Source organism: Microbacterium sp. (genome assembly GCF_036566905.1).
Lineage (GTDB): Bacteria > Actinomycetota > Actinomycetes > Actinomycetales > Microbacteriaceae > Microbacterium.
This window is the reverse complement of the sequence record NZ_DATCVK010000033.1, coordinates 1-12,184: the sequence shown is the minus strand read 5'-3', so window position 1 is coordinate 12,184 and position 12,184 is coordinate 1. Positions and strand designations below refer to the sequence as shown.

General features: G+C 68.1%; 8 protein-coding genes. 5 read left to right on the top strand and 3 right to left on the bottom strand.

Features of this window, described 5'->3' with window-relative positions; all coding sequences use genetic code 11:
• Positions 1-68 precede the first annotated feature (68 nt).
• On the bottom strand, positions 69-938 hold the full coding sequence (locus VIP82_RS03295; RefSeq protein WP_331905861.1) for a CPBP family intramembrane glutamic endopeptidase: 870 nt from the start codon (positions 936-938) through the stop codon (positions 69-71).
• Positions 939-1,100: 162 nt separating this feature from the next.
• Here VIP82_RS03295 and VIP82_RS03290 point away from each other — a divergent pair, with 162 nt between their 5' ends.
• The 3 genes from VIP82_RS03290 (at position 1,101) to VIP82_RS03280 (ending at position 5,725) form a co-directional block, all read left to right on the top strand.
• Positions 1,101-2,876, top strand: coding sequence for an ABC transporter family substrate-binding protein (locus VIP82_RS03290; protein WP_331905860.1), 1,776 nt, complete (start codon positions 1,101-1,103; stop codon positions 2,874-2,876).
• 159 nt (positions 2,877-3,035) lie between these two features.
• Positions 3,036-4,571 carry an ABC transporter permease gene (locus VIP82_RS03285; protein WP_331905859.1) on the top strand — a complete coding sequence of 512 codons (1,536 nt, stop codon included), beginning with the start codon at positions 3,036-3,038 and terminating at the stop codon, positions 4,569-4,571.
• Positions 4,571-5,725, top strand: a complete 1,155-nt coding sequence (locus VIP82_RS03280) for an ABC transporter permease (RefSeq protein ID WP_331905858.1) — start codon at positions 4,571-4,573, stop codon at positions 5,723-5,725. The genes VIP82_RS03285 and VIP82_RS03280 overlap by 1 nt, the downstream gene beginning before the upstream one ends.
• 14 nt (positions 5,726-5,739) lie before the next feature.
• On the opposite strand, the gene VIP82_RS03275 is transcribed toward VIP82_RS03280, so the two are convergent.
• Positions 5,740-6,345, bottom strand: a complete 606-nt coding sequence (locus tag VIP82_RS03275) for a PH domain-containing protein (RefSeq protein ID WP_331905857.1) — start codon at positions 6,343-6,345, stop codon at positions 5,740-5,742.
• 38 nt (positions 6,346-6,383) lie between these two features.
• On the opposite strand from VIP82_RS03275, the gene VIP82_RS03270 reads away from it, so the two are divergent.
• Positions 6,384-8,144, top strand: coding sequence for a dipeptide ABC transporter ATP-binding protein (locus VIP82_RS03270; protein WP_331905856.1), 1,761 nt, complete (start codon positions 6,384-6,386; stop codon positions 8,142-8,144).
• Positions 8,145-8,234: 90 nt separating this feature from the next.
• A complete protein-coding gene (typA, locus tag VIP82_RS03265; protein ID WP_331905855.1) occupies positions 8,235-10,148 on the top strand; it encodes a translational GTPase TypA in 1,914 nt (637 codons plus the stop codon).
• A 58-nt stretch (positions 10,149-10,206) separates the two neighbouring features.
• Here typA and VIP82_RS03260 read toward each other — a convergent pair.
• The coding region (locus tag VIP82_RS03260) for a pectate lyase family protein (RefSeq protein ID WP_331905854.1) at positions 10,207-12,184 on the bottom strand (1,978 nt) is incomplete at its 5' end.

Genomic DNA, 12,184 nt, shown 5'->3' with positions numbered 1-12,184 from the left:
CTGGAGGCACGAGTGAGGGACGCCTGGGGACCGGCCGACGGATGGCTCGGTCCGCGGCATCAGCCGGGCTACGCCGCAGCGGAGGCGGACGGGGTCGGGGTCGGGGTCGGCGACGGGGTGGGTATCGGGGCGAAGACGCCGGGCCACAGCGCCGCGGCGAGGGGATAGCCCACGAAGGCGACGATGTCGAGCAGGGTGTGCGCGATGACGAGGGGCATGACGCGCCCCCATCTGCGATAGCACCAGCCGAACACCAGGCCCATGACGAAGTTGCCGACGATCGCACCGATGCCCTGGTAGGCGTGGTACGCCCCGCGCAGGGCCGCGGTCGTCAGGATGATCGACCAGTCGTTCCAGCCGAGCCGGCGCAGCCGGTCGAACAGGTAGCCGATGAAGATGACCTCTTCGGTCAGCCCGGCACGCAGCGCCGACAGCACGAGGAGCGGCACCGTCCACCACGCCGCGTCGAGGGGCGAGGCGACGACAGCGACCGTGATGCCCAGGGCTCGTCCGGCCGCGTAGAGCGCCAGCCCCGGAAGGCCGATGACGGCGGCGAGCAGGATGCCGCGGCCGAGGTCGCCGCCGAACCGGGTGAAGTCGAGGCCGATGCGGCGCAGCGCGTTGTTACCGGGCTCCCACAGCAGGTACACGACGAGCGCGACCAGGGCGAGCGCGAAGACGATGGAGAGCAGCTGATAGGTGACGTCCCAGAACGCCTGTACGTCGCGCGACGGATTCACCTGGGTCTGCTGCTGGCCCAGAGGAACGGGCGCGAGGAGCTTGCGGACGAGCGAGAGGACCGAGTAGAGCGCGGACTGTCCGACCGAGATCGCCAGGACGATCCAGACCTCCCAGGTCAGGCGGCGGCGCTCGAACGGATCAAGGGAAGCAAGCGTAGTGGAATCCCTCCGGCCCGTGGGCCGGTTTCGCGGCGTCATCTTGTCAGATTGTCACACTCCGCGTCGATTGAGTTAAGGCTCTGTAACGTTTTCCCCGATCGTTTTGACCATCTCACCACCGGTGCTTATCGTTTTCCCATCCGCGCGCCCGTCCGGTTCATGCCGTACTCGCGCGCATTACCCTGCACAGGAGGAGACACAGTGTCTGACAAGACGACGTGGCGCATGCGCGCACTCGGAGTCGCGGCGGGCGTCGGCGTGACCGCATTGGTCCTCGCCGGCTGCTCGACGACCCCGCCGGAGTCGGAGGAGCCCACGGCTACCGACACCGCGGTGACCGTTGCCGAGGTCAACGAGTTCACCGGTACGAACTCGAACAGCGACAACGGCAACCTCGACATCAACGGCAAGGTCAACTATCTGACGCGCGCCGGCTTCTACACCGTCAGTGACACCTACGAGGTCGTTCCCGACGAGTCGTTCGGCACGATGGAGGTCGTCAGCGAGGACCCCCTCCAGGTGAAGTACACGCTGAACGACGGCCTCGAGTGGTCCGACGGCGAGCCCATCACCACCGACGACCTGATCTTCGGCTGGGCCGCGACGTCGGGCGTCTTCGACGACGCGACGCTCGACCCCGAGTCGGGTGAGGCCGTCAGCGGCACGAAGTACTTCGCGTACGCCGGCAGCACCGAGGGCGTCAAGACCTCGACCATCACCGACGTGGCCGACGACAAGCTGTCGCTCACGCTCGAGTACGACGAGCCCTTCGTCGACTGGAACATCGTCGGTCTCATCGACCAGCCGGTCCACGTCGTCGCCGAGAAGGCGGGCGTCGACCAGGCCGAGCTCATCGACACGATCCTGACGAGCCCGCGCGGTGACGTTGCGGCCCCGGCGCCGGTCAACGAGACCCTCAAGGCTGCTGCCGACTTCTGGAACTCGGGCTTCGACATGACGTCGCTGCCGGACGACCCGTCGCTGTACCTGTCGAGCGGCCCGTGGATCATCGACTCGTGGGAGCCCACGCAGTCGATGACGCTGAAGATCAACGACAAGTACACCGGTGACCTCAAGCCGCAGTTCTCCGAGCTCGTCATCCGCTTCATCGGCGACTCGCAGGCACAGGTGACCGCCCTCCAGAACGGCGAGGTCGACATCATCGCCCCGCAGGCGAGCGGCGACACCCTCACGGCGCTGCAGGCGATCGACGGTGTCGAGGTCCTCCAGGGCGACGCGCTGAACTACGACCACCTCGACCTGACGTTCGCCGGCGTGTTCGCCGACCAGAACGTGCGCGAGGCGTTCCTGAAGACGATCCCGCGTCAGCAGCTCGTCGACACGCTCATCAAGCCGGTCAACCCGGAGGCGGAGGTTCTCAACTCGAACCTCTTCATCCCGGCTCAGGCCGCCTACGAGGACGCTGTCGCTGCGAACGGCTCCGACGCGTACGGCGACGTCGACATCGAGGGCGCCAAGGAGCTCCTCGCCGGTGCGACGCCGACCGTCCGCCTCATGTACAACATCAACAACCCGAACCGCGTCGCGGCGTTCGAGGCCATCCAGGCCTCGGCTTCGCAGGCCGGCTTCGTGATCGAGGATGTGGGCCGTGAGGACTGGAGCGCGCAGCTCGGTTCGGACATCTACGACGCCGTCATCTTCGGCTGGATCTCGCCCGGTGTCGGCAACGGCACCGTCCCGCAGATCTTCGCGAGCTTCGGTGGCTCGAACTTCAACCAGTACAAGAACGCCACCGTCGACGAGATCGCTCAGGAGATCCCCGTCACGCTCGACACCGACAAGATCGACGAGCTGACCATCCAGGCTGACACGGAGCTCTTCGCCGACGCCTACGGTCTGCCGCTCTTCCAGGGCCCCGGCCTCGAGGCGCACAACGACCGCGTCGCCGGCATCACCTTCATGGGCAACCAGACCGGTGTGTTCTGGAACTTCTGGGACTGGACGGTCTCCGAGTAATTCGGTGACCAGCTGAAACACCACGCCATGGGGCGTCGGGTTCTTGCAGCCCGGCGCCCCGTGCGTGTGTCTTCCCGTCCATTGCGGGTGGCCGCGACGCCAGCCCTCTGCTGCCGCCGTCGCCCGCCTGCTACCTTTTCTGCATGAAGGGCCAGCCCAGTGCTTAGCTTCGTCCTGCGGCGCATCGGGGTCTCGATCCTGATCCTCATCGCCGCATCCTTCCTGATGTACACCCTCGTGGCTCTTGCCAAAGATCCGCTCGAGGACCTGTACGCCTCCAACAGCCCGAACCGCGACGCGCTCATCGCCCAGCGCATCGACTGGCTGAACCTCGACCAGCCCATTCCCGTCCGCTGGTTCAACTGGCTCCTCGGCGCCGCGCGCTGCGTCATCCCGTTCGGCGGGTGCGACCTCGGCGTGACGATCCAGAACCAGCCGGTCAACATCCTTCTCGGCCGTGCCATGGGCGCGACCCTCCAGCTCGTGACCGCCTCGACGATCCTCGCGATCGTCCTCGGCATCCTCGTCGGCATCGTCTCGGCGCTGCGTCAGTACAGCGCGATCGACTACTCCTTCACGTTCGCCAGCTTCCTCTTCTACTCGCTGCCTTCGTTCGTGATGGGTGTTCTGCTCAAGGTCTTCCTGGCCCTCGGCTTCAACAACTGGCTGGACAGCCCGGTGTTCACATGGCCGTGGATCATCGCGTTGAGCCTCATATCAGGCGTCTTCTGGCAAGCGATCATCGGCGGGAACAGGCAGCGTCGCCTGGTCGTGTTCGCAGCGTCGGTCGTCACCACGGGCGCCATGCTCTTCGGCATGAGCGTCACGGCGTGGTTCCTCTACCCCTCGCTGGGTCCGGTCCTCACGCCGCTGCTGATCGCCGCGTTCGGCGCCGCCATGGTGCTGATCATCGCCGGACCCCGTGCGCGCTACGCATGGCGTACGGCCGGTGCGACCGTCATCGTGCTCGTGGCCGCGTTCTTCGTGCTGCAGCCCTTCCTCGATTCCTTCAACGGCTGGGGCGTGTTCGCGCTCTTCGTCGCCTCAGCGCTCGTCGGCGTGGCGGCAGGCTGGTTCCTGGGCGAGTACGACAAGGGCCAGGCGATGCGCATCGGCGCCCTCACCGGCATCCTCGGCATGGGAGTCATCGTCCTCAACCAGTTCATGGGGCGCTGGAACGACTACGTCAACAACCCCAAGGTGAACGGGCGCCCGATCGCGACCATCGGCTCGTCGACCCCGAACCTGCAGGGCGACTGGTGGATCCAGAGCATCGACACGTTCACCCACCTGCTGCTGCCGACGATCAGCCTCATGCTCATCTCGTTCGCGGCGTACACCCGCTACGCGCGCGGCGGCATGCTCGAGACGCTGAACCAGGACTACATCCGCACCGCTCGCGCGAAGGGTCTCCCCGAGCGCACCGTCGTCGTCCGCCACGCGTTCCGCAACTCGCTGATCCCGATCACCACGATCGTCGCAGCCGACGTGGGTGCGCTCATCGGTGGTGCGATCATCACCGAGCGGATCTTCGCGTTCAGCGGCATGGGCGCCCTGTTCAACCAGGGGCTGCAGCACGCCGACCCGAACCCCGTGATGGCGTACTTCGTCGTCATCGCCGTGTTCGCCATCACGTTCAACTTCCTCGCCGACCTCGCATACTCGGCAATCGACCCGAGAGTGAGGGTCAAGTAATGTCCATCCCGATCGATCCTTCCCTCGAACCGCCCACCCAGGTCGCCGAGGGCGGCGTGCATGTCCAGACCGCCGACGAGCGCGGTGTCAGCCAGGGGCGGCTCACGTTGCGCCGCTTCCTCGCACACCGGCCCGCGGTCATCAGCGCGATCCTCTTCATCCTGATCGTCGGCTTCGCGGTCACCGCGACCGGCATCGGCCCGATCCCGGGCTGGTGGAAGTGGAACTACGAGGACCTGATCCCGATCAGCGACGGCGGCAAGCCGACGCTGACGCTGTTCCCGTTCTCGCTGGGCGAGCACCCGTTCGGCCAGAACACGGTCGGCAAGGACTACTTCGCGATGGTCATGCGCGGCCTCGTGAACTCGTCCTACATCATGTTCATCATCGGCCTCATCGGCGCCTTCATCGGCGTCGTGGTCGGCGCGCTCGCGGGCTACTACCGCGGGTGGGTGGATGCTGTGCTGATGCGCCTGACCGACATCGTCATCGTGATCCCGGTGATCGTCATCGGCGCCGTGGTCGGTTCGGCCGTCGGCAACCAGGGACCGCTGTTCCTGGCCCTGTTCCTCGGCTTCTTCGTCTGGACGGGTATCGCGCGACTGGTGCGCGCCGAGTTCCTGACGCTGCGCGAGCGCGAGTTCGTCGAAGCGGCGCGGGTGGCGGGAGCGTCCGACGCCCGCATCATCTTCAAGCACATCCTGCCGAACGCGATCGGCGTCGTGATCGTCGCGACGACCCTGCTGATCGCCGCCTCGATCATCCTCGAGACGTCGCTGTCGTTCCTCGGCTACGGCGTCCGCGCTCCCGATGTGTCGCTCGGTCTGCTGATCTCCTCCAACGAGTCGGCGTTCCAGACGCGCCCCTGGCTGTTCTGGTGGCCCGCCGCCTTCATCGTGATCCTGTCGCTGCTCGTGAACTTCGTCGGCGACGGCCTGCGCGATGCGTTCGACCCGCGCCAGAAGCGCGTCGTCTTCCGCAAGGTGAAGGATCTTCCGGACGATGCCGTCATCGTGAGCGGGACCACCGCAGATGTGCCCGAGGGGGCATTGGTCACCGCCGGCGGCGGTACGACGGTCTCGGGTGTCACGAGCGATCGTGGCGACGATGTCCTCGACGAGGAGATCTCGCCCGACCCGGATCGCCGCGCATGATGCGCGGGATGCGGTCAGCCCGTGGCGATGATCAGCGCGACGGACGCCACCGCGAGCACGGCCGACGCCACCAGGTACAGCATGTGCCAGTGGCGCTTGACCGGCGTCTCGTCGGCGACGCCCAGCTCCACCTGACCGGCGTCCAGCCGGCGGCGCCACGTCTCGCGCACCACGAGGGCGGCATTGCCCGAGTCGGTGCCCAGACGGTCGCTCGGACGCGCGTCGCCGCCGGCGGCGCTCGCCTCACGGCGCGCCTTGGCGTTGCCCATCATGGTGGCGAAGAAGCCGGGCGCCGGCGCGGACCAGGCGGTGAAGCTGCCGGAGGGCGTGTGCAGCGTCAGGGCACGGGCCGTGTCGACGTGCACGAGCGCCTCCCACGGCACGTCGACGTCGTGGCTGACGTTCTCGATGCGGACGCCGTGATCCGACACGACGACGCACGGGCGCCACAGGGCGGCCCAGCCGAGAAGCGCGGCCAGCGGAGCGCCGGCGTAGACCCACGTCAGCCGCGCGTCCGAGCTCCATACGGCGGTGATCACTGCGAGTGCCGCAAGACTCCAGACGATGACGGCAGCAATGCGGTTGAAACGGGAGTCGATGCGGATCGCATGGTCGGTCACCTCCCCATTCTCTCTCTCGACCCCGCAAGGACCATCCAATGAACGCGTCCCCCCACACCGAATCCACCGGCGGCCCGCTGCTGGAAGTGAGCGGCCTGTCCGTGGACTTCGCCGTCGACAACTACTGGGTGCCCGCGGCGAAGAAACTCGACTACTTCGTGGAGTCGGGCAAGGCCCTCGCGATCGTCGGCGAGTCCGGCTCGGGCAAGAGCGCGAGCTCCATGGCGATGCTCGGACTGCTGCCCTCGAACGCCCGCGTCACCGGCAGCGTCAAGCTCGGCGGCCGCGAGATCCTGGGCCTGCGCAAGGATGAGCTCCGCCGCGTGCGCGGCCGTGAGATCGCGGTGATCTTCCAGGAGCCCATGACCGCGCTGAACCCCGTGTTCACGGTCGGCTTCCAGATCATTGAAACGCTCCGCATCCACCAGGGCATGACGCCGAGCGCGGCGCGCACCCGCGCGCTCGAGCTCCTCGAGATGGTGGAGCTGCCCGACCCGCTGAAGGCGTTCAACTCCTACCCGCACCAGCTCTCGGGCGGCCAGCGGCAGCGTGCCATGATCGCGCAGTCGATCTCGTGCGATCCGCAGCTGCTCATCGCCGACGAGCCGACCACGGCACTCGACGTGACGGTGCAGGCCGAGATCCTCGACCTCATGCGCGACCTGCGTCACCGTCTCGACTCGGCGATCCTCATCATCACGCACGACATGGGTGTGGTGGCCGACATCGCCGACGACATCGTGGTGATGCGCAAGGGCGAGATCGTCGAACGCGGGACCGTCGACGCCGTGTTCAACCGTCCGCAGCATCCCTACACGCAGCAGCTGCTGGCGGCGGTGCCGCGCATCGGCGACGCGGCAGGGGAGTCGATCGACACGACGGCGGCGCTGGCCGGCGACACGTCGGTGATCCGCCTGGCGGATGTGGCTGCGCGCGAGGACGAAGAGCGGCGCAAGGGCCTCGGCGCTCCGGTGCTCGACTTCCAGGACGTCGCCATCGAGTACCCCAAGCGCGGTCGCGTCCCGGCGTTCCGCGCCGTCGAGCACGCGACGTTCTCGATCTTCCCGGGCGAGGTCACCGGCCTCGTCGGCGAGTCGGGCTCGGGCAAGACGACCGTCGGCCGCGCCGCCATCGGCCTGCTGCCGATCGCGGACGGCCGCGCCGAGGTCGTCGGGCACGACATCTCGAAGGCGGACCGCCGTCTGCTGCACACCGTGCACAAGGACGTCGGCATCGTCTTCCAGGACCCCTCGTCGTCGCTGAACCCCCGTCTGCCGATCGGCCAGTCGATCGGTGAGCCGATGCTGCTGGCGAACGTCGCGAAGGGCCGCCAGCTCGACGTGCGCATCCAGGAGCTGCTCGACGCGGTCGAGCTGCCCCGCTCGTACCGCAACCGGTACCCGCACGAGCTCTCAGGTGGTCAGAAGCAGCGCGTCGGCATCGCCCGCGCACTCGCGCTGCAGCCGAAGCTGCTCATCGCGGACGAGCCCACGTCGGCGCTGGACGTGTCGGTGCAGGCCACCGTGCTGCAGCTGCTGCGTCAGCTGCAGCAGGACCTCGGCTTCGCGTGCCTGTTCATCAGCCACGACCTCGCGGTCGTCGACTCGCTCGCCGACCGCATCATCGTGATGCACCACGGACACATCGTGGAGCAGGGCGCGACCGGCCAGATCCTGCGGGCACCGCAGGAGGACTACACGCGACGGCTCATCGCGGCCATCCCGGTACCCGACCCCGACGAGCAGCGCGTGCGCCGCGAAGCGCGTGCGGCCCTGCTCGCCGCGGGCCTGGAGGGCTGACCAGAGCGCCGAAAGGCGACACACAGGAGCGCCCAATAGAATGGGGATGCCGGCACTCCGGCATCCCCATTCTCTTTCAAGGATTCCCTCATGGCGCGCGCCCTCCGTCCGGACCTCCGCAACGTGGCTATCGTCGCTCACGTCGACCACGGCAAGACCACCCTCGTCGACGCGATGCTCCGTCAGACCGGCTCGTTCGGCTCGCACGAGCACATGGAAGAGCGCGCGATGGACTCGAACGACCTCGAGCGCGAAAAGGGCATCACGATCCTCGCGAAGAACACCGCGATCACGTACTCCGGCCTGCACGCGACAGAGGGCGCGGTCACGATCAACGTCATCGACACCCCCGGCCACGCCGACTTCGGGGGCGAGGTCGAGCGCGGCCTGTCGATGGTCGATGGCGTCGTGCTGCTGGTCGATGCGAGCGAGGGTCCGCTGCCCCAGACCCGCTTCGTGCTGCGCAAGGCGCTCGAGGCGAAGCTGCCCGTGATCCTCCTGGTCAACAAGACCGACCGTCCCGATGCGCGCATTGCGGAGGTCGAAGAAGAGGCGCACGACCTGCTCCTGGGCCTGGCGAGCGACCTCGTCGACGACGTGCCCGACCTCGACGTCGACGCACTCCTGGATGTGCCGGTCGTCTACGCGAGCGGTCGCGCGGGCGCAGCATCCCGCACTCGTCCCGAGAACGGCAGCCTGCCCGACAACGACGACCTCGAGCCGTTGTTCGAGGCCATCCTCCAGCACGTGCCCGCACCGGCGTACGACGACGAGGCTCCCTTGCAGGCGTGGGTCACGAACCTCGACTCCAGCCCGTTCCTCGGACGCCTCGCGCTGCTGCGCGTCTTCAACGGCACGCTGAAGAAGGGCCAGACGGTCGCGTGGGTGCGCGCCGACGGCACGGTCAGCAACGCCCGGATCACCGAGCTGCTCAAGACCCGCGCACTCGAGCGCTACCCGGCCGAGAGCGCCGCCCCCGGTGACATCGTCGCGATCGCGGGTTTCCCCGACATCACGATCGGCGAGACGATCGCCGACCCCGACGACGTACGCCCGCTGCCGCAGATCCACGTCGACGACCCGGCCATCTCAATGACGATCGGCACGAACACGAGCCCGCTCGTCGGCAAGGTGAAGGGCCACAAGCTGACGGCACGCATGGTCAAGGATCGCCTCGACCGTGAGCTCGTCGGCAACGTGTCGCTCAAGGTCGTCGACATCGGCCGGCCGGATGCCTGGGAAGTCCAGGGCCGCGGCGAGCTCGCCCTGGCGATCCTCGTCGAGAACATGCGCCGAGAGGGCTTCGAGCTGACCGTGGGCAAGCCCCAGGTCGTGACGAAGAAGGTCGACGGCAAGACGTACGAGCCGTTCGAGCACCTCACGATCGACGCCCCCGAGGAGTACCTCGGCGCGATCACGCAACTGCTCGCCGCCCGCAAGGGGCGGATGGACAACATGACCAACCACGGCACCGGCTGGGTGCGTATGGAGTTCATCGTGCCCTCGCGGGGCCTCATCGGCTTCCGCACCGAGTTCCTCACCACCACGCGCGGCACCGGCATCGCGAACGCGATCTCGCACGGCTACGAGCCGTGGGCCGGCCACATCGTCTCGCGCCAGAACGGCTCGATCGTCGCCGACCGCTCCGGCGTGGTCACGCCGTTCGCGATCATCGCGCTCCAGGAGCGCATGTCGTTCTTCGTGCAGCCCACGCAGGAGGTCTACGAGGGCATGGTCGTCGGCGAGAACTCGCGCAACGATGACATGGACGTGAACATCACGAAGGAGAAGAAGCTGACGAACATGCGTCAGTCGACCTCCGACACGTTCGAGTCGATGACGCCGCCGCGCCAGCTCTCGCTCGAGGAGAGCCTCGAGTTCGCCCGTGACGACGAATGCGTCGAAGTGACGCCCGAGATCGTTCGCATACGCAAGGTCGTCCTCGACGCGACCGAGCGTGGCCGCGCCACGGCACGCCTGAAGCGCCAGGACGCCAACGCGTAAGCAATGACCCGGATGCCGCGGCCGGCGCCTCCCAGAGGTGCCGGCCGCGGCATCGCTGTCAGTCCCGCACGGTCACGGTGACGGACTTCGCCGGCGTCGAACCGGCGGCGTTCGACAGCACCGCGGTGAACTCATAAGTGCCCGGCGCAAGTGCGCCGACGACCGTGACCACGTGCTGAGCGTCCGGCGTCACGGCGGTGAGCGACCGGCGGTCGACCTCGACGCCGTCCTGCAAGAGCACGTACTCGGTCGCGTTGGTGCCCCACCAGAGGTCGGCGGTGATGGTCACGGTTGCGGTCCGTTCCCCTGAAGCCGACAGCACGGCCCGGGCGGGCGCGGCATCCGTCACCGTCACCGTATGGGTCCGCGACGCGGTCTCGCCATAGGGATTGAGCGCCACCACCGTGTACTCGTAGCTTCCGTCGACGCGGCCGGCGATGTCGAACGCGGCGTGCTGCGCCGCAGGCGAGGCGCCGTCGATCCACCGCGCGTCGATCAGCACGCCGTTCTCGTACAGCTTCACGACGGTCGCGTTCTGGCCCCACCACAGGTCGGCGAAGATCCGGTAGTCGCCGTCGCGCAACCCGGTGTCGCGGCCGTTGTCGTCCGACACGGTGAACGCCGCGGGCGCTGCCGTTGCGGCGGGCGTGCCGGACGACAGGATGCCGGCACCCGCGCCCGCGCGGACGATCGTCGCCACGTCGACCACAGGGTCGGGCGTGTAGGTGTACGCGTCGGCGGGATCCCAGCGCACGTCGGGGGAGAGGGGGCTGGCGGCCGTCGCGTTGTACGCCGCCAGCACGTCGAGCGGTTCGCCGTCGACGAGCGTGTCGGTCGCGCGCAGTTCCGTCCCACCCCACCCGGCGATGATGCGCGACGCGCTCGACGGGTCGACGAGTTCGACCGCGTTGGCCTCTGCGACGATGCTGCTCTCCTTGCCCGCGCCCCAGAAGTACTGGAAGAACGGGTGGTCCGCCGACGACGCCGCCGTGGTGGCATCCGTCTGCTCGTAGAGGTTGTTGTAGACGTGCACGTCGCCGAAGCGCACGCGGGGGCCGCGCTGGCCGATGTCGGTCCAACGGTTGTGGTGCTGCGTGACGCGGTGCTGCCCGCGGTCCTGGGCGCGCGAGTCGGACGAGCCGATGATGTCGGTCTTGTCGTGATGCTGGAACCAGTTCCACGACATGGTCACGAGGTCCGAGCCGTGCGTCACGTCGAGGAGCCCGTCGTGCACCTCGAACGGCCGTCCGTAGACGGTGTCGAGGCTCGTCGCCGGGTGCGCGCCGTCGTCGAACGTGTTGTGGTCGACCCAGACGCTCGTCGACGTCCAGACCGAGAGGTTGTCGTACGCGGAGTTCCAGTTGCCGCCCGCATCGCCGGCATCCCATTGCGGGAAGCAGTCGTACGCGTCGGACAGCGTGAGGTTGCGGACGATCACGTTGTGCGCGTCTCGGATGCGCAGGGATGCCCCGACCACGCGCGCCTCGTCGCCCACGCCGACGAGCGTCACGTTCGAGCCGACGTGCTGCAGCGTGAGCTTCGCCTGCAGGGCCGCCGCCTCGACGCGCGCCTGCTCGAGGGGTCCGGACGGGTCGACGGCGGGACCGAAGGCCGCGATGTAGTCGTCCATGTCGAACCGCGCCCCGGTGCCTCCGACCGTCACCTGAGAGGCGATGTCGTCGCACGTGATGCGGCTGCCGTCGGCGCGGACCCACGGATCGAGCTCGCCGGTGACGTAGACGATGCGGGGCACCTGGTTGTAACGCGCATCGTTCTGCGAGCCGCCGGGTGCCCCCGCGAGAGCGTCGCGCAGCTCCTGCCAGTCGTCCACGACGTACACCTGGGAGGGATCCGCGGCACTCCCGCCGCTGACGGGCTCGGCCAGGCGCGGGATGCGTTCGGGAGCCGTAGATCCCGACCACGATGCCCAGCCGTCGCCCGCGGCGATCACTTCGCGTCCGAGGTCGACGGCAGGGGAGACCGCGACCCGCGTCGCTGCGGAGGCCGGCGCGGCGGTGAGCGGCACCGCGGCGAGG

What these genes read in the sequence shown, in the direction of transcription:
- VIP82_RS03295 (WP_331905861.1), bottom strand. Translation starts at nt 938, where the DNA reads ATGACGCCGCGAAACCGGCCCACGGGCCGGAGGGATTCCACTACGCTT.
- VIP82_RS03280 (WP_331905858.1), top strand. Translation starts at nt 4,571, where the DNA reads ATGTCCATCCCGATCGATCCTTCCCTCGAACCGCCCACCCAGGTCGCC.
- VIP82_RS03270 (WP_331905856.1), top strand. Translation starts at nt 6,384, where the DNA reads ATGAACGCGTCCCCCCACACCGAATCCACCGGCGGCCCGCTGCTGGAA.
- typA (WP_331905855.1), top strand. Translation starts at nt 8,235, where the DNA reads ATGGCGCGCGCCCTCCGTCCGGACCTCCGCAACGTGGCTATCGTCGCT.